Annotated in this window: 19 protein-coding genes, 1 tRNA gene and 1 other annotated feature (1 of these 21 only partly in view); of the genes, 13 read left to right on the top strand and 7 right to left on the bottom strand. The window is 51.7% G+C overall.

The annotated features are described in order from the left end of the window. Positions 1 to 66 (bottom strand) — a binding site (T-box leader) (it extends 145 nt beyond the left edge of the window). A 453-nt stretch (positions 67 to 519) separates the two neighbouring features. The 3 genes from ACFWUL_RS09355 to ACFWUL_RS09365 all read left to right on the top strand — a co-directional run bounded on the left by ACFWUL_RS09355 (position 520) and on the right by ACFWUL_RS09365 (position 1,854). Beyond that, positions 520 to 849, top strand: a complete 330-nt coding sequence (locus ACFWUL_RS09355; RefSeq protein WP_416177095.1) for a hypothetical protein — start codon at positions 520 to 522, stop codon at positions 847 to 849. Between the two features lie 126 nt (positions 850 to 975). Then, positions 976 to 1,563 carry a hypothetical protein gene (locus ACFWUL_RS09360; protein WP_416177096.1) on the top strand — a complete coding sequence of 196 codons (588 nt, stop codon included), beginning with the start codon at positions 976 to 978 and terminating at the stop codon, positions 1,561 to 1,563. Between the two features lie 36 nt (positions 1,564 to 1,599). Beyond that, entirely contained in the window at positions 1,600 to 1,854 is a 255-nt protein-coding gene (locus ACFWUL_RS09365) for a TIGR03905 family TSCPD domain-containing protein (protein WP_416177097.1), read from the top strand. A 94-nt stretch (positions 1,855 to 1,948) separates the two neighbouring features. Here the strand turns inward: ACFWUL_RS09365 and ilvB are convergent, their stop codons facing one another. Both ilvB and ilvN read right to left on the bottom strand, forming a co-directional pair. Further along, positions 1,949 to 3,613: a biosynthetic-type acetolactate synthase large subunit gene (gene ilvB / locus ACFWUL_RS09370; RefSeq protein ID WP_416177098.1), complete on the bottom strand. Its 1,665-nt coding sequence runs from the start codon at positions 3,611 to 3,613 to the stop codon at positions 1,949 to 1,951. Next, positions 3,610 to 4,149, bottom strand: a complete 540-nt coding sequence (ilvN, locus tag ACFWUL_RS09375) for an acetolactate synthase small subunit (RefSeq protein WP_416177099.1) — start codon at positions 4,147 to 4,149, stop codon at positions 3,610 to 3,612. Before ilvN ends, ilvB begins: the two co-directional genes overlap by 4 nt. A 158-nt stretch (positions 4,150 to 4,307) precedes the next feature. Between ilvN and ACFWUL_RS09380 the strand changes: the two genes are divergently transcribed. Beyond that, on the top strand, positions 4,308 to 5,237 hold the full coding sequence (locus ACFWUL_RS09380) for a LysR family transcriptional regulator (RefSeq protein WP_416177100.1): 930 nt from the start codon (positions 4,308 to 4,310) through the stop codon (positions 5,235 to 5,237). A 227-nt stretch (positions 5,238 to 5,464) separates the two neighbouring features. After that, the gene (locus ACFWUL_RS09385; RefSeq protein ID WP_416177101.1) at positions 5,465 to 6,832 is read left to right on the top strand and encodes a pyruvate carboxylase subunit B; all 1,368 of its coding nucleotides are present in this window, start codon (positions 5,465 to 5,467) and stop codon (positions 6,830 to 6,832) included. Between the two features lie 210 nt (positions 6,833 to 7,042). On the opposite strand, the gene ACFWUL_RS09390 is transcribed toward ACFWUL_RS09385, so the two are convergent. Continuing rightward, the gene (locus ACFWUL_RS09390; protein WP_416177102.1) at positions 7,043 to 8,140 is read right to left on the bottom strand and encodes a PLP-dependent aminotransferase family protein; all 1,098 of its coding nucleotides are present in this window, start codon (positions 8,138 to 8,140) and stop codon (positions 7,043 to 7,045) included. Between the two features lie 342 nt (positions 8,141 to 8,482). Here ACFWUL_RS09390 and ACFWUL_RS09395 point away from each other — a divergent pair, with 342 nt between their 5' ends. The 6 genes from ACFWUL_RS09395 (at position 8,483) to ACFWUL_RS09420 (ending at position 13,365) form a co-directional block, all read left to right on the top strand. Beyond that, positions 8,483 to 9,037, top strand: coding sequence for an ECF transporter S component (locus ACFWUL_RS09395; protein WP_297022435.1), 555 nt, complete (start codon positions 8,483 to 8,485; stop codon positions 9,035 to 9,037). A 116-nt stretch (positions 9,038 to 9,153) separates the two neighbouring features. Then, the gene (pdxS, locus tag ACFWUL_RS09400; RefSeq protein ID WP_297022438.1) at positions 9,154 to 10,041 is read left to right on the top strand and encodes a pyridoxal 5'-phosphate synthase lyase subunit PdxS; all 888 of its coding nucleotides are present in this window, start codon (positions 9,154 to 9,156) and stop codon (positions 10,039 to 10,041) included. Between the two features lie 103 nt (positions 10,042 to 10,144). Then, the gene (pdxT, locus tag ACFWUL_RS09405; protein WP_416177103.1) at positions 10,145 to 10,720 is read left to right on the top strand and encodes a pyridoxal 5'-phosphate synthase glutaminase subunit PdxT; all 576 of its coding nucleotides are present in this window, start codon (positions 10,145 to 10,147) and stop codon (positions 10,718 to 10,720) included. Positions 10,721 to 11,086: 366 nt separating this feature from the next. Then, positions 11,087 to 11,239: a hypothetical protein gene (locus tag ACFWUL_RS09410; RefSeq protein ID WP_416177104.1), complete on the top strand. Its 153-nt coding sequence runs from the start codon at positions 11,087 to 11,089 to the stop codon at positions 11,237 to 11,239. A 164-nt stretch (positions 11,240 to 11,403) separates the two neighbouring features. Beyond that, positions 11,404 to 12,366 (top strand): AEC family transporter, encoded by a 963-nt coding sequence (locus tag ACFWUL_RS09415; protein ID WP_416177105.1) that lies wholly within the window; start codon positions 11,404 to 11,406, stop codon positions 12,364 to 12,366. A gap of 12 nt (positions 12,367 to 12,378) precedes the next feature. Continuing rightward, on the top strand, positions 12,379 to 13,365 hold the full coding sequence (locus ACFWUL_RS09420; RefSeq protein ID WP_416177106.1) for an AEC family transporter: 987 nt from the start codon (positions 12,379 to 12,381) through the stop codon (positions 13,363 to 13,365). A gap of 317 nt (positions 13,366 to 13,682) precedes the next feature. Here ACFWUL_RS09420 and ACFWUL_RS09425 read toward each other — a convergent pair whose 3' ends face one another. Both ACFWUL_RS09425 and ACFWUL_RS09430 read right to left on the bottom strand, forming a co-directional pair. Continuing rightward, positions 13,683 to 14,372: a response regulator transcription factor gene (locus ACFWUL_RS09425; RefSeq protein WP_416177107.1), complete on the bottom strand. Its 690-nt coding sequence runs from the start codon at positions 14,370 to 14,372 to the stop codon at positions 13,683 to 13,685. After that, positions 14,341 to 15,939, bottom strand: a complete 1,599-nt coding sequence (locus ACFWUL_RS09430) for a sensor histidine kinase (RefSeq protein ID WP_416177108.1) — start codon at positions 15,937 to 15,939, stop codon at positions 14,341 to 14,343. Before ACFWUL_RS09430 ends, ACFWUL_RS09425 begins: the two co-directional genes overlap by 32 nt. Before the next feature lie 117 nt (positions 15,940 to 16,056). Here ACFWUL_RS09430 and ACFWUL_RS09435 point away from each other — a divergent pair, with 117 nt between their 5' ends. After that, entirely contained in the window at positions 16,057 to 17,502 is a 1,446-nt protein-coding gene (locus ACFWUL_RS09435) for an ArnT family glycosyltransferase (RefSeq protein ID WP_416177109.1), read from the top strand. A 187-nt stretch (positions 17,503 to 17,689) separates the two neighbouring features. Here the strand turns inward: ACFWUL_RS09435 and ACFWUL_RS09440 are convergent, their stop codons facing one another. Further along, a complete protein-coding gene (locus ACFWUL_RS09440; RefSeq protein WP_416176766.1) occupies positions 17,690 to 19,180 on the bottom strand; it encodes an ISNCY family transposase in 1,491 nt (496 codons plus the stop codon). Positions 19,181 to 19,291: 111 nt separating this feature from the next. Between ACFWUL_RS09440 and ACFWUL_RS09445 the strand changes: the two genes are divergently transcribed. Further along, a tRNA-Cys gene (locus ACFWUL_RS09445) sits at positions 19,292 to 19,367 on the top strand. A 50-nt stretch (positions 19,368 to 19,417) separates the two neighbouring features. Here ACFWUL_RS09445 and ACFWUL_RS09450 read toward each other — a convergent pair. Further along, positions 19,418 to 20,590 carry an MFS transporter gene (locus tag ACFWUL_RS09450; RefSeq protein ID WP_416177110.1) on the bottom strand — a complete coding sequence of 391 codons (1,173 nt, stop codon included), beginning with the start codon at positions 20,588 to 20,590 and terminating at the stop codon, positions 19,418 to 19,420. Positions 20,591 to 20,647: the final 57 nt, after the last annotated feature.

Genomic DNA, 20,647 nt, shown 5'->3' on the forward strand with positions numbered 1-20,647 from the left:
TTTCACCATCCAATGACTCTCTGGGGGTAAGTGGGGACTTCTATTGCTTCCCATCAATGCTTTTTTGAATTTAGGAATACTCTACCACAACTTTTTCTTTTTTGCAAACCGGATTTTGAAGATTTTCCCTTTCAAGACAGTTTTTGTCACAGAAATGAAGTACAATGGAAATAACTAAGCGTTGAGAGTTGAGGTTCCGCGGCTCCGCCACTGGACGGCGGAACAGACAATTTCAGTTTATCGGGCTGTTAGAGCGAGCGGTTTGGCATGGTGTTGGACAGAGTCACTAGCACGAGGCTACCAGCTTTTAGCTTCTAGCTGCCAGGAAAGCTGGCCAGCCTGCGGCGCTTCCCATCCGGTATTTCCGCCAGTCATTCGTGCCGTAGGCTGTAGAGCTTTCCTGGTTGTTAGAAGCTAGCAGCTAGAAGCCCCCACGCGAATGACTCTATCCATCAGCACCGCTCCAACAACTCGATAAACCGCAATAGTCTTGCACTCATTTTTCTACAGGAGGCTGCCATGAAAAAAATCATTGTCCTTTTAGCCACATTGTTCTTCTTCCTTTTTGCCGGGGCTCCTTCCTTTGCGGCAGGTCCCATCAATGCCGATGGATATTTCAAAAATATCCGACTCGCCGGAAAGGTGCGGGTGGTGGATTCCTTTCCCGATATCCGGGTACAGGTGGTAGACTCCTTCCCGGACCTCAAGGTGAAAGTGGTCTCCGCATTTCCTGATGACATCGGAGAATGGCAGTTTGTGGACTACGGCGAGGACTTTACCATCCAGTTTGTGGACTCCTTTCCGGATATTACCATCCAGTTCGTGGACTCCTTCCCCGGAGTCTGCTGAAAAAAGAAATCCATAATCCCCCAGGTTCATGGACTCTTTTTTAAAATTTCCATTTTCCTCTTTAATGTTCCGTGATATGATAGATATAAGAACAGGTCCCATGGAGCCGGGGAAGGAGGGATGGCCTTGCGAAAAACATTATTTGTGGTATCGGCCAAGCCGGATGCCGGACTTTCCAATGAAATTCTCCACCTCATCAGGGAGGACGAAAAGCAGCGGGTCGACGGACTTACAGAAGAGAACCTGCGGATCATCGTCATGAACGAGGACCAGTGGAATCTCCACAAAAGCGCTGCCCGGCCGGAAACGAGGGTACTCTTCATCGGACCGGTAAAGGCAATCACCGAACCGTCCGAAGCATTCCGCATCCGGTTCCACAAATACGGTATCCGCTATGGATTTGACGGTCGTCGTGCCTTTCTCACGGTCAACGAAAAAGCATTAAAGGACCATGAGGAATACGACCGCTTCCTGGAAGAGCTGAAGTCCCTCTGTACCCTGGAAGATATCATCCAGAGTCCAAAACGGCTTGATGCGCTGCAGCTCATTGGCATGCTCTGCGTAGCGCTCCTCGTCCCCTTCGGCAGTGTCCTTGTGGGCGGCAAGCTCATCAAAGACTGGTATGCCCATGATACACTTGTCAAAAAGCAGCAGTATGTGTACGGCATTTTCCATCTGTACCGGAATCACCTGAAAGAATTTATGGAAGCCTGAGGCTCCGAGATCATAAACCATGGAAAGGAAGAACTTATGAAAAGTTATCGCTTTACCCCCAAGGGGGTATGCTCCCGTCTCATTACCTTTGACCTGGATGAAGAAGGTAAAATTCACAGCCTGAAATTCCAGGGCGGCTGTCCTGGAAACCTGGCCGCCATCGGCAGGCTCCTGGAAGGACGGTATGCCAGGGAAGCGGCAGATATCCTACGGGGCAATGACTGCGCCGGAAAAGGCACTTCCTGTGCCGACCAGCTTTCCAAAGCTTTGGATGAGGCCCTTGCGGAATAAAAACTTTCACAGAAAGTTGATGGAAATAAAAAGAGCCGGACCATCAGAACTCCTGATTTCTGATGGTCCGGCTCTTTAACATGGTAAGAATATGTTATCTCTTCCCCAGTCCTTCGACAAAGTCATCAATTCCCTTTCCTGCAGCCACCATGGGAGCCACCATGTCCCGTGGATCCATGGCCACTTCAATCACATGGGTATGGTCCAGGGAGAGTGCCTTTTCCACGGCCTTTGCCAGTTCCTCCGGCGTGGAAACATGTTCTCCCGTAAGGCCGAAGGCTTCCGCATATTTCACGAAATCCACATACCCCGGCAGGTTGCTGGCCATGAACCGGCCATGGTAATTGGCCACCTGCAGCTGGCGGATCATGCCGAGGCCGCTGTTATTGAAGACAATGGCCACCACAGGAATATGATTGCTGGCCAGGGTAAAGAGTTCGCTTCCCGTCATTTTGAATCCGCCATCTCCGCTGATGGAAATGACCTTTGTATCGGGACGGGCCAGCTTCGCTCCCATGGCCGCCGGAAGGCCGAAGCCCATGGTGCCAAGGCCGCCGCTGGTAATCATTTCACGGGCGTATTCCAGCTTCAGGTGCTGGGCGGCAAACATCTGGTGCTGTCCCACATCGGTGGTAACGATGTAGGCTTTTCCCTTGAGAATGGGGTTCAGGGCTTCCATGAACCGGGGCGTACTGTTGGGTCCAAAATCCTTATCCGGTGCCGGCCAGCCCAGGATCCGGTCCCACCAGCTGCTGAGGTCCTGGGGTTTCACTCCCCCATCAATCATGCGAATGGCCTCTCTCATGTCTCCGGCAATGGAAATGGCGCTATGAATATTCTTATTCAGTTCCGCCGGATCAATGTCGATATGGATAATGGTCTTGTGGGCACTGTACATTTCCCGGTTTCCGGTGACCCGGTCATTGAACCGGGTCCCCAGGGCCAGAATTACATCCGCCGATGCCAGGGCCCGGTTTGCCCGGATGTGGCCGTGGAGGCCGCTCATGCCCAGAAATTCTTTGTGGTATGCACTGATGCAGCCAAGTCCCATAAGAGTGCTGGCTACGGGGATATCCAGTTTTTCCGCCAGATGGAGGGCTTCCTTTTCCGTGCCCGAAATAGCCACGCCCCCTCCCACCAGCATCACTGGCCGGCGGGCGCCATTTATTGCGGCAATAGCTTTTTCTATGAGTCCTTTATCCGGTATGGTAATGGGCATCTCCTTCTTAGGAGAGGGTTCATAGTCAATGAGAGCAGTCTGCACATCATTGGCCACATCCACCAGCACCGGGCCCGGCCGACCGCTTCTGGCAATCAGGAAGGCCAGACGCATGGTCTGCTCCAGTTCCTCCGGCTTTGTCACCAGAAAGGTCTGCTTCGTGATGGGCATGGCAATGCCGGTGATATCTACTTCCTGGAATGCATCGTGGCCGATCATGGAGCTCTTCACCTGCCCCGTAATAGCCACCAGGGGCACAGAGTCCAGGAACGCATTGGCCAGTCCGGTGACCAGGTTCGTAGCCCCGGGGCCGGATGTAGCGCAGCATACGCCCACTTTCCCACTGGCCCGGGCATAGCCGTCCGCTGCATGGGCGGCCCCCTGTTCATGGGCTGTCAGGATATGGCGGATATCTTTTGTGTCCCGGAGGACATCATAGAAAGGAAGGATGGCCCCGCCGGGGTAGCCAAAAATCACAGAAACTCCCTCTTCTTCCAGGCATTTCACCATCACCTGGGCACCGGTCATCTTCATAGTCATACCCCTCCTTTCAGATTTTTTTCGTCCGGCCATTCATACCGGGGATGATCCACGGTCATCCCTTCATCGCCCCGCTCCAGGGCAATGATACCGGTCTGTATCATTTCTACCACTCCGTACCGGCCAAGGGCCTTTGCAAAGGCAGTGAGTTTTTCTTCGCTTCCTGTATTGATGAAAGTAATGCTGTCGCCCGTCACATCCACGGCGTGGGAACGGAAAGCCGCCGCCAGCTGGAGCACTTCCATCTGCCGGTCTCCGGCATGGACCTTGATGAGCAGCATGCTGCGGAGAGTACTTGTTTCTTTATGGAGTACCTTAATCCGTTCCACTTCGCTGATCTTTGCCACCTGGCTGCAGATCTGCTGGATCGTATCATCATCGGCATCCACGGTAATCGTAAGGCGGACGTAGCCTGGAATCTTCGTGGTACCGCTCATGAGGCTTTCAATATTGAAGCCCCTCCTGGAAATAAGCCCGGAAATTTTTGCCAGCACACCGGGACGGCTGTGCACTACAACGGCCAATATCTGTTTCATTTTTTCACCTGGTATTCTTTACCTGCAAAAGCAGATGAATCTTATTGCTCCTTATCGAAGAATGGAGAAATGTCTTATTTACGTGCCTTTACTATACCGCCCTGCAGGCATATAATCAATTTTATAGGATTAATAGTTCCATAAAGGAGATTTATATAATGGAATTAGAGAAAACATATATTTACCAGGTCTACCTGAAAGGCAGCTTTTCCAAGGCCGCTGAGGCCCTCTTCATCACCCAGCCGGCCCTGAGCATCGCCATCCGCAAAGTGGAAAAGGAAATCGGCGCCGCCATTTTCAACCGGGGACAGCGGCCCCTCACCCTGACCCATGTAGGAAAGATCTATATTTCCCATATAAAGAAGGAGCTGGTCCTGGAGCAGGAACTGAAGCAGCAGCTCGATGACCTCCATGGCCTGAAGACCGGGGAACTTTTTATCGGCGGCACGAACTACATGAATGCCTACATGCTGCCTCCCTATATCAGCCGGTTTACGGAAAAGTACCCCAATATCTCCATCACCATGTCCGAGACCAGTTCCGACCAGCTCATTGAACTCCTGAAGGAAAACGAACTGGATTTCACATTCAGCTGTGATGAAGAGGTCATCAGCTCCTTTGAAAGTTTTCCCAGTTTCAGTGACACCATCCTTCTGGCGGTGCCGGAAACATTCTTCCTTCCGGAGCGGCTTTTGGACAGGGCCCTCTCTGCCTCCGATGTAGCCCAGGGCCGGCATCGGTCAGAAAGTACGACAGCCGTAAACTTCAAGGATTTTCCCGCCTTCAATTTCATACTCGTCGATGCCCACGTAAACCTGGGCGCCCGGACGCTGAAAATTTTCGAAGAAGCCGGTGCCAGCCCCCGGATCCGCATCAAAGTGCCCCAGCTGGTGACTGCCTTTTCCCTGGCCGCCTCCGGTGTGGGGGCTGCCTTCGTCAGTGACCGCCTGGTCACCGGACGGGAGAAGGGGCTCCGCTTCTTCAAACTCCAGTCCCCCTACGCCCAGCGCCATTATTTTCTCCTCCTCCCACACCGCTCTTATACCCCATCGGCGGTAAAGGAGTTTATCAGGCTCATGGAACCATGAGGATAAAATACTGACTTCCCCAGGCCCTTCATGGGCCTGTTTTCTATTGCCTCAGAAGGCTCAATACATTCGTGGCTAAATGTATAAATCTATTTTATTTCACTATTAAATTCATAAATTTTATTAATTTCACATGAAATGATATATTGTAGGCAGTTCCAAGTACGGATCAATAATCCGCCATCAGATAAAATCTGTAAACGTCAGTTAAAATCGAGGAAAATAAAATGGCAAAGAAACCTGTAAAAATCGTAGAAACCGTTCTCCGCGACGGCCACCAGTCCATCGCCGCCACCCGCATGCGCATCGTAGATATGCTGCCGATCCTGGAAAAAATGGACAGCGCCGGCTATTACGCCATCGAAGCCTGGGGTGGTGCCACCTTTGACGTGTGCCTCCGCTACCTGAATGAGGACCCCTGGCAGCGGCTCCGACTGCTGAAGAAAAACCTGCCCCATACCCCTATCCAGATGCTTCTCCGGGGCCAGAACCTTTTGGGATACTCCAACATGGCCGACGACGTGGTGACAGAATTCATCAAGCGGTCTGTGGATAACGGGGTCTCCATTATCCGCATTTTCGATGCCCTGAACGATACGAGGAACCTGGAAACCGCCATCCGGGCCACCAAAGAGGCCGGCGGTCATGCCCAGGGATGTATCGTCTACACCATCAGTCCTTACCATAAGGATGAAGACTTCGTCAAACTGGGTAAAGAACTGGTCCAGATGGGCGCCGATTCCATCTGCATCAAAGATATGGCCGGACTTCTCCGTCCTTACAGCGCCTACAAACTGGTGAAAGCGCTGAAGGCGGAAATCAGCGTCCCCATCGACATCCACACCCACTTCACCTCCGCTTTGGGGGATATGACCTACCTGAAGGCCATCGAAGCAGGGGCCGATATTGTGGATACCGCCATTTCCCCCTTCTCCTGCTCCACCAGCCAGCCCTGCACAGAATCTCTGGTGGCGGCCCTGGAAGGCACGGATTACGACACAGGCCTCGACATGCACCTTCTCCATGAACTGGCGGACTACTTCAAGCGGGTAAAGCGGGACCTGGTGGAAGATTTCCACCTGAATACCAATATCCCCATCGACCCCAAGGTGCTGGCCTTCCAGATTCCCGGCGGCATGCTGTCCAACCTGGTCCGGCAGATGAAGGAACTGGGCATTGCGGACAAATACGATGAACTGCTGGAAGAAATGCCAAGGGTACGAAAGGAACTGGGCTATCCGCCCCTGGTCACCCCCACCAGCCAGATTGTAGGTACCATGGCTGTCATGAATGTGGCCCTGGGCCGATACAAAATGATTCCTACGGAAGTCAGAAACCTGGTGGCCGGCAAGTACGGCCGCACCCCAGGTCCCATCGACCCCGAAGTACAGCGTCTCTGCATCGGCGATGAAAAGCCCATCACCTGCCGGCCGGCGGACCTCATTCCTCCACAGCTGGACAGGTACCGGGCAAAGCTGGCAGAAGAAGGGTACCCCCATGCCAGCATGGAAGACCTCCTGAGCTACATTTCCTTCCCGGAAGTGGCCAAGACCTTCTTCGACCGCAACCGGTGGATGGACAGGGCAGAGCAGTGAGCTTGCGGCGATTTGTGCCAGGGGATAAGGGGGATTCGGATTCGCCGCAGGCGGCTATTCAACCTTATGCCCCCGCTTCAACGGGCGAAGCCTTTGAAGCCACAACCCGGTTGGCGAGCGCAGCAGTGCCAACCTGCAACCTTTATGAACTCAAATGACCATTTACTACAACACTTCAAAAGACTGCAGAATAGTATTCTGCAGCCTTTTTTAATAGACCATTTCCCGTTCCTGCTGTTCCCTTTTCTTTCTTCTCCGCCGGACACGGTTAATGTGCCGCTCGAAGTGGCCCTGGTTGATGAATTCCGCCAGCACCAGCTGGTCGAAGACCGGTACCGTGCAGGAATAGAATCCCACCTTTTCCTCGTAGGGTTCTCCCCAGCAGGGCGGAAGCACCAGGTACCCCACCCGCACCGAGGGTGCTATGGTCTTGGAAAAGGTATTCATGTAAATCACCGGTCCCTCGGGGGCCAGGGAGAACAGGGTATCCTCCGGCTTGGACAGGAGGGTAAATTCTGAATCGAAATCGTCTTCGATAATCATCCCATCCCGCTCTTTCGCCCAGCGGATATACTCTGCCCGTTTCGAAGCACTGGCGGTGATGCCGGAGGGGTAACTGTTGAAAGGGGTCACATGGAGCACCGAGGCCTGGCTCCTTTCCAGTTCCTCCGTCAAAATGCCATCTTCCCCCATGGAAAGGAGCTCCACCGCTACCCCGTTGGCTTCATAGACCTTCCGTATTTTTTCGTAGGATGGATTTTCCAGGGCGTATATGCGGTCTCGGCCAAGGACCTGCACATTGAGACCATAGAGGTATTCCGCCCCGGAACCGATGAGAATCTGGGAAGGGGAGACCGCCATGTTCCGGCTCCGCGCGAGGTAGGAAGCGATAGCCTCCCTGAGTTCCAGGCACCCTTTACGGGGAGAGGGATCAAGGATTTTATCACCGTACATGGAGAGTACATACCTCATAGTTTTCGCAAACTGGGAAAAGGGAAACAGATCCCGTTCCCCCTCTTCCCGCTGCTCTACGGGGACGGTACCGATGGTTCCCCTTCCCTTGGGGGAATGGGTTCTCCCAACGGGATAGGCATCGGTTTCCTTGTAAATCACGAAATAGCCGCTCCGCTGTCGGCTCTCTACATAGCCTTCCTCCGACAGGAGGTCATAGGCATGTTCCACGGTAATCACGCTGACCCCCGATTCTTCCGCCAGCTGCCGCTTCGATGGCAGTTTCTGGCCAAACCGGTAAATGTGGCCCGTTATTTTTTCCCGAAGGGAAAGGTACAATTTCATATAAGCGGTCATGGCAAGAGCTCCTGGTGTGCGTGATAAAAAAAATGAAATTTGAGATTTGAGGTCCAGCGGCTGCGCCGGAAAAAGAAAGAGTTGAGAGTTGAATTGAGAGTTGAGATTCAGGGCCGAAGGCCCTCAGCCGCTTTACTGCCAAATATAATATATAATCTGCGGTGCTCTATATTTTCGATGCACTGCACCTTCAGGACTCACTATTTCTGCAAACCCATTTTTCAATTCTCGTGACCATCAGCTATTTCATCTGGTCATATTTTTTATTCCACTTCTGGTAGTTTTAATAAGTTCAGATTCATATTATAATGCAATTAAACTGCAGTGTAAAGGAGAACTCCCATGATTCATGAATCCACAGCCGAAACCATGCCGGCTGTCCATACAAAACACAATACCCGGTGGCTCACCATCTGCGGCCTTCTTATGGCTATCAATGTGGGCCTTTCGTCCTTTGGCCTCCCCGTGCCCGGCGGCCATCTGTACCTCAACGATATCGTCATCGTCACGGCAGCCCTGATCCTGGACCCCGCCGGTGCCTTTCTCGTCGGCGGCGTAGGAGCTTTTCTGGGGGACTTCTTTTTCTACCCCCTCCCTATGTTTGTATCCCTCGTTACCCATGGCCTGCAGGCCATGGCCATTTCCTATATCGTCCATAACTGCTTCAGGGAAAACCGGAAAATCGCGACTCTCATAGCGGTCCTTGTGGGGGCTGTCATCATGGTGGTGGGTTATTCCCTGGGCCGGGCTTACATTTACAGCACCCCCGCCTATGCCTGGATCAAGCTGCCCTATGAAATACTGCAGGCCCTCTTCGGTGTTATCTGCGGTCCTTTCCTCGTCTGGAAATGGAAACTCGATGAAATGGTAAAAAAGATGATTGACGGGAAATACTGAAAAGCCATTATCCGCTTTACAGTGAGCCGCCTCTGTCTTCGGCAGGGCCAGGGCCCTGCTTTTTCTATACCCTTTTTTCATAAAATATGTGTATTTTTACAGGTAAGGAGTCTATCATGGCAGAAAACAATGCAAAAGAACAGTATGAACTGAACAAACAGCTGGCCCAGATGCTGAAGGGCGGCGTCATTATGGATGTCACCACACCGGAACAGGCAAAGATAGCGGAAGATGCCGGTGCTGCTGCTGTCATGGCACTGGAACGGATTCCCGCGGATATCCGAAAGGCTGGCGGCGTTTCCCGTATGAGCGACCCCAAGATGATCAAAGGCATCCAGGAAGCTGTATCCATCCCTGTCATGGCGAAGTGCCGTATCGGCCATTTCGTGGAAGCCCAGATTCTCCAGGCCATCGATATCGATTACATCGATGAAAGCGAAGTCCTCTCTCCTGCGGATGATGTGTACCATATCGACAAGCACCAGTTCAAGGTGCCCTTCGTCTGCGGCGCCCGGGACCTGGGCGAAGCGCTCCGCCGGATTGCGGAAGGGGCTGCCATGATCCGGACCAAGGGGGAACCGGGGACCGGCGATATCGTACAGGCCGTCCGGCACATGCGGAAAATCAATACCCAGATTGCAGAACTCGCTTCCAAACGGCCTGACGAAGTCTTTGAAGCGGCTAAAAAGCTGGAAGTGCCCTATGACCTGGCCCTCTATGTCCATGACCACAAGAAACTGCCGGTGGTCAATTTCGCTGCCGGCGGCGTGGCCACCCCTGCAGATGCAGCCCTTATGATGCAGCTCGGTGCGGAAGGGGTCTTCGTAGGAAGCGGTATCTTCAAGTCCGGAAATCCGGCCAAGCGAGCAGCGGCCATCGTCAAAGCGGTGACCAACTACAACAACCCGGACATGCTGGCAGAACTGTCCTATGACCTGGGCGAAGCCATGGTGGGCATCAATGAAGATGAAATTGCCCTGCTCATGGCTGAAAGAGGCAAATAAAGAGCCCCTGATACCTGCCGGCCCATGTACATCCCTGCCAAAGGGAAAAGATATCACCGATCTCACATTGTCAATCAACTAACTTTCCACGGAGGTAACTGCGATGGCAGTCATTGGTATTCTTGCCCTCCAGGGGGCATTTATTGAACATGAAAAAATGATTCGCTCCCTGGGGGCGGATACGGTAGAAATCCGGAACCAGAGGGACCTCACCCATTTCGATGGCCTCATCCTTCCCGGCGGAGAAAGTACGACCCAGAGAAAGCTTCTGAAAGAAGAAGGCCTGTTTGACCCTTTGAAGGAGGCTATAGAAGGAGGACTGCCTGTACTGGCTACCTGCGCCGGCATGATCCTGCTGGCCCGGCACCTGGACAATGATGACAATCCCTGCTTCGGTACACTGCCGGTCACAGTCCGTCGGAACGCCTATGGCCGGCAGCTGGGCAGCTTCATCACCACCGCCCACATCAAAGGCATAGGCCCATTCCGGATGAACTTCATCCGGGCCCCCTACATTACGGAAGCGGATCCGGAAGTAGAAATCCTTGCCACTGTGGACAACCACATCGTGGCAGTGCGATACAAAAACCAGACTGCCCTGGCTTTCCATCCGGAACTGGGAAGCGACACCCGCATCCACGAAGCGTTCCTGCAACAGGCGGAGAGTTTTGGGAAATAAGAAAGTCGGCAATGTCCTGTGAGCCCGGTACCTGCATGGACTGCTCGAGGAAAACGGCCCAAATCCGGCAGCTTTATTCCCAACCATCCCCTGGCGTCTTTCCTCATCTTTGTAAAACTCGAGCAACCCCAAAGCCCCCTATTCGGGGGCTTTTTCATTGTAAAAGTGGTGCACAGATTGACAGATTATATTTGTTATTTTTACTAATATATACAGTTGGATATTGTTCAAGCAAAGACCTATACTACGTACAGAACGAAGGAGCAAGGAGCTCCGGAGAGAAATCACCGATTCGCTGATTTCCTCCCCTGTATCCGAACCTTTGGAAAATTGAAAACATAAGTAGTATAGAAAGAAGGATTTATTATGGCAAAGAAACTGAATAAAGAAATTATGGATGCGGTAAAACGGATGGGCAGAGAAAACGGCCTCTGGGGCTACATGGCAGATAAGAAACTCTACCGGGCCGACGAAGTGGCCCACCTTTTGGGACTGCCATTCAACTTCAGGAAATGGTAATCTGACCGCCATTTCCGGGCAATATAGAAGAGGCTGTATGGCCTCTTTTATATTGCCCGGAGCCCTTCTCTTTCCCCCTTTTTCCATTCGGTGTATACTTATGGAAATACCGATAATTCCGCAGGTTCAAAAATGACTGCATTCTGTATATGAGGACCCTGATTATGACACTTTTCCACATTATCTGGTACGATATCCTGCCCCTCTTTGCTTTCATGGGGTGCGGATGGTTCCTGGACAGCCGCTTTAAAATTGACCTTCCCACTTACAGCCGGCTGAATGTATACGTCATACTGCCCTGCTTCATTTTCTATTCCCTGTACCGGGCAGAGCTTTCTCCGGATGGGCTTCTCCTCATCCCCGCAGCGGCTGTCCTCATGGTGCTGCTCTATATCGTATCTGCCATCGCCGCTCCCCATCTCACATGGAACCGGCGGCAGGTTTCGGACTTTGAAGCGGTATCCACATTCTCCAACTTCGGAAATATAGGCATTGCTATTGTAATGATGGTTTATTCCCATGTTCCCTTCCTGGTAGACGGGAAAGCGGTATACCTGAAGGAAGCCATGGGTTCCATGGCGCTCCTCATGATTCTCATGAACCTGGCAGTCAATACCTTCGGCGGTGCCATGATTCGAAGCGAGAAATCATCGCTCACCGATGTCCTGTCGTACCTTATGAAAATGCCATCCCTCTATGCGGCACTGCTGGCAGTCCTCGTCCGGTTGTCGGGCTTCACCATTGAAGGTACATTTATCCAGTCCGTGCTGGGCCATATTGACGGTGCCTTTCTGGTGCTGATCATGGTCACCGTAGGCGTGGAACTCCACCGCACCCATTTCACGAAACCGGACCGCTACACCATAGGCTCCGCTTTCATTAAACTGATTGTAAGCCCCTTCGTGGCATGGGCTATTCTCCTCTTCCTGCCGGGGCTTTCCACCATTTCCCGCCAGGTTTTCTTCCTGGCATCCGCTATTCCTTCTTCCATGTCCCTCATCATTTATGGGGCGGAATTCAAAAAGAAATCGGATCACCTGAACCAGGCCATTATCTTTAACTTTTTCGTCTCCATCATCACGGTGACCGCCGCCATTTATATGATGCCGGCCTTATTTCCGATGTAAGGAGGAACCGCTATGCAATTAGATGCTTTTCTCCAGATTATTACGGATAACATCGTCCCCCTTCTGGTCTTTGTGGCCATCGGGTACCTGTTGGACGTGAAATTTAAAATGGACGTATCCTCCCTGACGAAGCTCACGTTCTATGTGGTGCTGCCCTGCTTCATTTTCTACAGCATTTACGTGGCAAAGCTGGATATGACCATGCTGAATGTATTCATCCTCGCCTTCATCCAGATGTTTGCCGTAGGCGCCATCGCCACGTTATACGGAAAACTCCGGGGAATGGACGCCGGAAAGACGTCGGCCCTGAAGAACGGGACCATGTTCTCCAATAACGGAAATATCGGTATTGCCCTCATTGCCCTCGTCTTTTCCAACGCCCCCTATGTCATCAATGGCCAGTTCCCGTACCTGGCAGAAGCCAGCGCCTGCGCCACCATCATGCTGGTGCAGATGAATATGAGCCTCAACACCCTGGGTCTCTACCAGGCAGGGGTAGGGAAACTCACCACCAGAGACGCCATTTCTGTTATTTTCCACATGCCCGTCATTTATACCCTGGTCGCCGTATTTACCATTAAATTTACGGGTATCATCGATATGACCACCCTCTTCGTATGGCCCGTCTTCCAGAGCTGCGCCCAGGCCCTGGTGGCCATCGTTATGATTACCCTGGGCATGCAGATTCACCGGTCCCATTTCTCCTTCGCTGATCCCGATGCCTGGGCCGGGTGCACCATCCGCCTTGTGGTGGGACCCATCTGTGGCTTCATCCTGATCCAGCTGGCCCATATGGCGGGTTTTGCCTTTGACCCCGTCATCAACCAGACCATTCTCATCATGTCCAGCGTCCCGGCTCCCGTGAATTCCGTACTGTACGCCGTGGAATTTCATAACCATGAAGATTTCGCTACGGAACTGGTGATGATGAGTACCTTCCTCTCCTGCATCACCATGACAGGCACCATTTATGCCGCCCGGGTGCTGTTCCCCATCTAAGGAAGCGCTGATTAATTCGCAGAGTCAGATTTCATAAGGATTTTTATGCACTGCTTCGTCATAGTTCGGCCAAGGATAAAAGGAAGGCGCTTTGATGTGCAGAAAAGGCGCCAACTTGCCTTGGCTCAGCAGTCCTATGCAGGACTGCTGCCTTAAATAGCTCGCTATTTGAGTCGAACTATTCCTCGCATTGCATAAAAATCCAAGAATGAAATCCGACAACGATTTAATCAGTGCTTCCCTAATCGGCTAACCTGCACAAAGAAGGAGCCCGAAGAAATGAAATCCATTTCTCCGGGCTCCTTTTCTACTCTCTTTCACGGTTTGAATTTATATCCTACGCCCCAGATGGTGAGGATATGCTTTGGATTCGACGGATCCTCTTCCACCGCCTCCCGAAGGCGATTGATATGGACCGGTACAGTGGCCGTATTGCCCAAAGAATCCATGCCCCAGATCCTGGTGTACAGGGTCTCCCGGCTGTAGACCACGTCTGCGTGGACCATGAGGAACTCCAGCAGTTGGAATTCCTTATTGGGCAGTACCTTTTCTTCCCCCCGTACCCAGATACGGTGGGTATCGGACTCCAGGGTAATGCCGCTGATGGTAATCCGTTTCCGGTCCTCCGGTTTTCCCTTGAGCCGTTCATACTGGGCCAGCTGGGACTTCACCTTCGCCACCAGCACCCCCGGGGAGAACGGCTTTTCTATGTAATCATCGGCCCCAAATCCCAGACCCCGGATCTTGTCAATGTCCGTCCTTTTGGCTGTCACCATCATAATGGGAATATCCACCTTGTCCCGAAGTTTCCTGACAATCTGGAATCCATCCATCCCCGGCAGCATGACGTCCAGAAGAATAAGGTCATAATCCCCTGTCAGCGCTTCCGTGAGGCCGGCCGTGCCGTTTTCTTCCACCGTCACCTGGTAGCCGCTCACTTCCAGATAATCCCTTTCAATGGATGCAATATCATCATCATCTTCCACTATCAGTATCCGTTTTGCCATTTTTAACCTCCAAAGGTAACGTCAGGATGACTTCGAGCCCATGGGGCATCCTGTTTTTGAATTCTACTTTTCCCTTCATCAGTTCCGCAGCCCTTGCCACGATGGAAAGGCCAAGACCACTTCCGTTCTCCGTCCGGCTTCTGGCCTTGTCGATGCGGTAAAAGGCTTCCTTCAGCCGTCCAAGGGATTCTTTGGGTACTCCCGGGCCATCGTCCTTCACGGAAAGAATAGCCTCTGTCCCTCCTTTTCTTACATCCACCTCTATATGAACCACATCATCAGTCTTGTACTTGATGCTGTTGGATATGAGATTTTCCACAATCCGTTCAATGAGGAGGGGACTCCCCGCCACAGAAACATTTTCTTCGGCATGGAAGGTAAACTCCGCACCGTTCTTCTCCCAGTTCACCCGGTTTTCCTCCAGGAACTCCGACGTAAGGCTTCCCAGGTCCACCGTCTCCAGGGGCAGTGCCTTTTCCCCGATGTCCATCTTGGTCAGGAGGAGCAGCTGCTCCACCATCCGTTCCAGGACGTCCGCCTTCTTATGGATGACCTGGAGATACCGTTCCTGCATAGCCGGCGTAGATGCCACATGGTCTTCCAGACCCTCCACGTAGGCTTTGATGGACGTTAAGGGGGTCCGGATATCATGGGAAATGGAAGCAATCAGTTCCTTCCGCTTTTCTTCTTCCTCCTCCCGCTCCTCCAATGACCGCTTCAGCCGCCAGGCCATCATATTGAAGGCCTCTATGGCCGGGCTGAATTCATCACGGCGATGATGCACCAGATGGACAGAAAGATTACCCTTCCGGATTTCCCCGGCCCCCTGTTCCAGCTCCTTCAGGGGAGAAAGGATACGGCCTATGATAAACCGGGAAAGAAGGTAGCTGGTGAGCAGGATAAAGGCTCCCAGGGCCAGGAGGATGAAACGGCTCATGGCGCGGAAGGCCTTTTCGATGGCTGCATCACTTCTGGCCTGGGGATGGTGGGCTATGGTGTACAGATGGTATGTTTCATTCCTAATGATTTCCTTATCCAGGTAATAGTACCGGTCCCCATCGGTCATACTGTAGCTGCTGTTTCCCTGCCGGTCATCCAGTTCCCTACGGATACCGGTTTCATCGAGGGCCCTGGCTTCGGATATGTACTTTTCGTTTCCATAGCTGTAGATGAGATTTCCATCCTTTTCCAGGGCCACGTAGGTCTGGAGGGGGTCCATGATTTCCATGACCCAGGCATAATGGGATACATCTTCCCTGTGCCGGATACCATGGAAAACAGCGGTTTTTATGGTATTGGAAACCACATTGAACTGAAAGCTGCTTTCTGCCATGACATGGTTCCCACTGGCCGCATACATCATGAGGCCGGCAAAACAGGAAGCCACCACAAAAAGGGTCATGAACAGAGGAAGTATGCATACCGCTATATGGGATAAAATCAGGCTTTTTCGTATATTCACCGATGAATCACCTACTTTCAACATCCCGCTGGCTGCAGCTGTGCAGAAGGAATCAGCGGGAGTCCTGATCCTGTAATTTTCTTTATCATAAGAAATCCCCATCATTCCTGCAAGCTCCATTTTCCCAGTTTAGGATTTCTTTATACTTTACTATAAAATCATTTACTTCGCTCCTGTAGGCTATGGATAGAGAATTTGATTTCATACTTATTGGAGGAAAAAATGATTAAAACCCTTCGTTCCCATCCCTATTGGACGTTGTTCCTTTTCACCATGATTATTTATCTCATGGGTAACCAGTTCCTTGCCGTTACGGACACGGCAGAATCCAACTACGCCCTCACCGCCAAAGAAATGGTCCTGTCCGGCGATTGGATTTCTCCGCAGATCTATGGCCGCTACTGGTACGACAAGCCCATATTCTACTACTGGGAACTGGCATTATCCTTTGCCCTCTTTGGATTCAACGAAATGGCTGCCCGCCTGCCCGCAGCCATCCTGGGTTCCGCCTCTGTCCTCTTCACCTACTGGTTTGCCCGCCGAACCTACGGCGAAAAGGTGGGTTGGCTTTCTGCCATCATCCTTGGTACCTCTGTGGAATGCTGGGTACTCTCCAAAGCCGTTATTACCGACTCCACCCTCTTCCTCTTTATGAGCGGCGCCGTTGCTTTCTTCTACCTGGGGTACACGGAAAACCGGAAGTACTACTACCTCTGTTACGTCTTTGCGGCCCTGGCCACCCTCACCAAGGGTCCTATCGGCATTCTCCTGCCGGGGCTGGGATGCTTCCTTTTCCTGATTTATAAAAAAGATTTCCGGGAAATGGCCCATGTCCATCTGATTTCAGGACTTTGCCTCTTCGCAGTCATTGCAGGCGCCTGGTACGGCACCATGTGCTACCTCCACGGCAGTGATTTCCTGCTGAACTTCATCGGCGTCCATAACTTCCTCCGGGCCACGGTGTCCGAGCATCCATCCCACAATAAATGGTATTTCTATATCATTATTTACTTCGCCGGTTTTGCCCCCTGGAGTTTCTTCATTCCCTACTCCCTGTACCGCCGGTGGAAAGAAAAGAAACTGGATCTTCGAAACGCCAGGGATGCCACCCAGCTTCTCCTGATTTATGCTTTCGTTGTCTTTATTTTCTTCGAATTCGTAGCTACCAAGTATACCACCTATACCTTCCCCGCCCTGTTCTCCCTGTCCATCCTCACCGGAGTCCTTTATAAAGACATATCCTTCCGCATCGAAAAGACGGGCCTTGCCCTCGGGGTCCTCTATTCTGTACTGGCCCTCACCGTGGCCCCGTCCATTATGCTGAACCATTCCGGCAAAGAAGTGGGAGAAGCCCTGGCCCACATGGATACGGAAGGCAAAACCATCGCCTTCTTGGATACCTACCGGACCTCCGCCGTCTTCTACAGCGGAAAGACGATTTATCGGGCTGTAGAGGGCGATAAAATCGAATCCATGGAACCCGGTACCCTTTCCTGGAATGCAAAGAACGTGATGCCCTTCATTGCGGAAGAAAAACTGGTCAATGATCCGAACGCCATCCTGATCACCAAGGATAATGATCGTTCCCCCTTCCTCATTGCCTATAATGAAGACCTGGATTCCTACCGCATCAATGTATCCGGTGAATACAGCCTCTGGCTGCGGTAAAGCAAAATACTCCAAGGTCCAAATCGGGACCCTGGAGTATTTCTATCTCTTTTTATCATTCATACGCCTGAATCGGCATTTAGTTCATAATAAAATCCTGTCAAGCATTTTTGAAAATGTCCCGAGAATTGTCATTTAATAGCCCCGCAATAGTGGGGCTATTTTGAGTGGTTAGGCCAGTATGTTACTAAAATATGTTACGCGATGCAAGTTCTTCTGGATCTTGTCTGGAATGATGCGGTCTTGTAAGGACGTAATGACGGAAAGATGCCTGCTTCCATGGGTGACTCATCGGTGGAATCCAGTGTTTCTGAGGCTTTGGTTTGGTATAGTCAGCATCAAGCTCAGGAGATTTCTTCTGGCGCAAAGGGATGGCTTCCAGCGCGTAGATACTGGTATCGTTAACACTGCAGTAGAGTTCGCCGTTGAAAGCCCGTATGACTAGTACTTTGGTTCCGCTGGCATAATGCACCTGATGGCCTTCTGAATCAAGCATACGATAGTACTGACGCTGGAAACGGATGCAGTGGCCTCTGTCTACCGTACGGCCTGTAAGTACAGCCAGTATCAGGTTGATCCTCTCATCTGACGGTTGCGTCACAAAAGCTGATTTGGTACTATTGGGGGGAAGTGCAAACTTTGCATTGAATTCTTTTAGGTAGGACTTGAGGAATTCATTGGCGTCTGCAATAGTCGTGATGCCTGCCTGTCTCAGCTCAATCGGCAGGCGCGACTGCAGCGTCTCATTGAGCCGCTCAACCCGGCCTTTGGCCTGTGGTACGCTGCTTGACTCAAGGTGTATCCCCAGTTGCCTGCAAGCGTAACCGAACTGCGTATAGGTATCCTCGTCGATGGACGGGGATCCTTTTTGTTTGTAAATGAACACAGTGCGTTTATCCGTGAAGATTTCCACAGGGATTCCGTAATCTTTGAGAGTCTGCCAGAGGACATGGTAATAGCCGTTCAGGGTCTCCTGGGTGTCAAAATAGCCGCCAGTCACGATGCCAGTAGCATCATCAATGAAGAGGTGGAGATGCCAGATCTTCCCGGGAACCCATTCATATGGAGTGGCATCACCCTGCAGCTGTTCCCCAAAGTAAGCATGCCGTGGACGCCGGCTGTGGGCATCTTCAGCAGCCACAAGATTGACTTGTATTTCCATCTGCTTTTTCTTGGATTTCGTGTTGCTTTTCATTGCTTCCAATTTCCTCCTGATCCGTTTTCTTTTGGCCCGTGTAGCCTTAGGAGAGAGAATAAAGGCTGCCTCAAGAATGGAGGCTACAGAGGAAACGGAGACATGGATATTCTCATGTCTGTCCAGAAGTTCGGTAAAGTGGGTAAAATTGGCGCCATAGTACTCATTCTGGTAAAGGGCCACAATTTTTTCTCTGAGTGAGGCTGGAAGTGTTGTTACGGGCTGTCTACCCCTGTTCCCGTGGACAAATGCTGCTTTACCTTCCTGACGATAGCGCAGGATTAACCGGTTTACGGTGCGGACAGTGCACCCCAGCCGGACTGCTGCTGCGAGCTTGTTGCCATCTGGATGATTAACAAGAGATTTGATTGTTTCATATTTGAACTGCTCGTCCATCGTTAATTCAACCTTTCTGATAAAAATTCCTCCCATCACTTGCGTTAAGATTGTGATGAGATTATACCATGACTGGGACATTTTCATTTGTGGTTACTTGAGACAATATCACTTGTGGTTCATAATCGGCATTTAGTTCATAATAAAATCCCTTTACTTTTTCGAAAGAAAGCGATATACTATATAAATCAATCCTATGGCGGTGTAGCCAAGCGCTAAGGCGTGGGCCCTGCAAGGCCCTTATCCCCGTGTTCAACTCCGGGCACCGCCTCCAAAAACATAACGGTTTATCCCTTTTCGGAATAAACCGTTTTTTTGAACCTTTTATTTTTTACGGAGAAGCGGAAGATAGCGGAAATAGCACAGGCCCCCGCTCACAAGGGCAAGGATACCGCCTGCAAAGCCGATGCACGGAAGCCATCCGGCAGCGGTGATGGAACTTCCGAGGAATGTCCCTCCCCCAATGCCCACATTGAAGATACCGGAATAGATGGACATGGCCACCGGCGCCGCACTGACAGAAAGGTGGCGGATGATTTCAGACTGCATAGCCACGCCGTAGAGTGTACTCACCACACCCATAGTCAGGCAGAGCAGGAGGAGCAGGGGCCAGAAAGCAGTGGCTGGGAGAAACAGAAGAAGCGGTACAATGAGCCCTGCTGCTCCGATGAGGATGATGGCATGGGGATAGGTATTGAACATTTTAGAAAATACAAAGCTTCCCAGAAATCCCGATGCCCCCACCAGCATAAGGGAGGCAGTAATACCTTCCGCCGTGAATCCGGCCACCGTATGAAGAAATGGCTCAATATAACTGTAGGTGGTGAAATAGGAGGTGGCGAAGAAAAGGGTCATCCCAAATATGGTAGAAATGGCGGGATTTTTAAAGAGCCCCGGCAGGTCTCCCAAAGAAAAGGACTCGTCGTTTTCCATAGGGGGAAATACAAAGAACAGGTACACCAGGGCCAGAATGGTGACACCGGCAATGGAGAGGAACGTCATGCGCCAACCCAGGGAGAGGCCGATCACCCGGCCCAGGGGAAGGCCGAATACCATGGCCACCGCCGTCCCTGTGGCCACCATGGACAGGGCAAAGGGAGCCTTTCCCTTATCCACCAGCCGGGCGGCCAGGGGAGCCGCCACGGACCAGAATATGGCATGGGCACTGGCCACGACGATACGGCCAGCCATGAGAATACCAAAAGTAGGTGCCATGCCGGAAATGACCTGTCCAATGGAAAATACCAAAAGCGTGAGAAGGAGCAGCGGCTTTGGAGCCAGCTTTCCTCCCAGCAGCATGAGGGGCAGCGACAGGATCGCCACCATCCATGCATAAACAGTAATCATGATACCCGTTTCTGCCTCGGTCTGGGAAAATGACTGGGAAATGTCCATCAGCAGGGCAATGGGCATGAATTCAGACGTATTGAATACAAAGGCAGACACCGTAATTCCCAGAAGGGGAAGCATCTGCCTCAAGGGGACAGGAAATTTCATAAAATCCTCCATAATTATAGAATCAGGTCCCTTTGGGGCCTTTAATAATGACATAAA

This window comes from Dialister sp. (genome assembly GCF_047832375.1).
GTDB lineage: Bacteria > Bacillota > Negativicutes > Veillonellales > Dialisteraceae > Dialister.

Excerpts from the sequence above, each read along its gene's own strand:
- ACFWUL_RS09435 (WP_416177109.1), top strand. The coding sequence starts at position 16,057 with ATGATTAAAACCCTTCGTTCCCATCCCTATTGGACGTTGTTCCTTTTC.
- ACFWUL_RS09390 (WP_416177102.1), bottom strand. The coding sequence starts at position 8,140 with ATGACCGCTTATATGAAATTGTACCTTTCCCTTCGGGAAAAAATAACG.
- ACFWUL_RS09425 (WP_416177107.1), bottom strand. The coding sequence starts at position 14,372 with ATGGCAAAACGGATACTGATAGTGGAAGATGATGATGATATTGCATCC.
- ACFWUL_RS09365 (WP_416177097.1), top strand. The coding sequence starts at position 1,600 with ATGAAAAGTTATCGCTTTACCCCCAAGGGGGTATGCTCCCGTCTCATT.
- ilvN (WP_416177099.1), bottom strand. The coding sequence starts at position 4,149 with ATGAAACAGATATTGGCCGTTGTAGTGCACAGCCGTCCCGGTGTGCTG.
- ACFWUL_RS09395 (WP_297022435.1), top strand. The coding sequence starts at position 8,483 with ATGATTCATGAATCCACAGCCGAAACCATGCCGGCTGTCCATACAAAA.
- ACFWUL_RS09355 (WP_416177095.1), top strand. The coding sequence starts at position 520 with ATGAAAAAAATCATTGTCCTTTTAGCCACATTGTTCTTCTTCCTTTTT.
- ACFWUL_RS09450 (WP_416177110.1), bottom strand. The coding sequence starts at position 20,590 with ATGAAATTTCCTGTCCCCTTGAGGCAGATGCTTCCCCTTCTGGGAATT.
- ilvB (WP_416177098.1), bottom strand. The coding sequence starts at position 3,613 with ATGACTATGAAGATGACCGGTGCCCAGGTGATGGTGAAATGCCTGGAA.
- ACFWUL_RS09410 (WP_416177104.1), top strand. The coding sequence starts at position 11,087 with ATGGCAAAGAAACTGAATAAAGAAATTATGGATGCGGTAAAACGGATG.
- ACFWUL_RS09385 (WP_416177101.1), top strand. The coding sequence starts at position 5,465 with ATGGCAAAGAAACCTGTAAAAATCGTAGAAACCGTTCTCCGCGACGGC.
- ACFWUL_RS09420 (WP_416177106.1), top strand. The coding sequence starts at position 12,379 with ATGCAATTAGATGCTTTTCTCCAGATTATTACGGATAACATCGTCCCC.
- ACFWUL_RS09415 (WP_416177105.1), top strand. The coding sequence starts at position 11,404 with ATGACACTTTTCCACATTATCTGGTACGATATCCTGCCCCTCTTTGCT.
- ACFWUL_RS09440 (WP_416176766.1), bottom strand. The coding sequence starts at position 19,180 with ATGAAAATGTCCCAGTCATGGTATAATCTCATCACAATCTTAACGCAA.
- ACFWUL_RS09380 (WP_416177100.1), top strand. The coding sequence starts at position 4,308 with ATGGAATTAGAGAAAACATATATTTACCAGGTCTACCTGAAAGGCAGC.
- ACFWUL_RS09430 (WP_416177108.1), bottom strand. The coding sequence starts at position 15,939 with ATGATGGGGATTTCTTATGATAAAGAAAATTACAGGATCAGGACTCCC.
- pdxT (WP_416177103.1), top strand. The coding sequence starts at position 10,145 with ATGGCAGTCATTGGTATTCTTGCCCTCCAGGGGGCATTTATTGAACAT.
- pdxS (WP_297022438.1), top strand. The coding sequence starts at position 9,154 with ATGGCAGAAAACAATGCAAAAGAACAGTATGAACTGAACAAACAGCTG.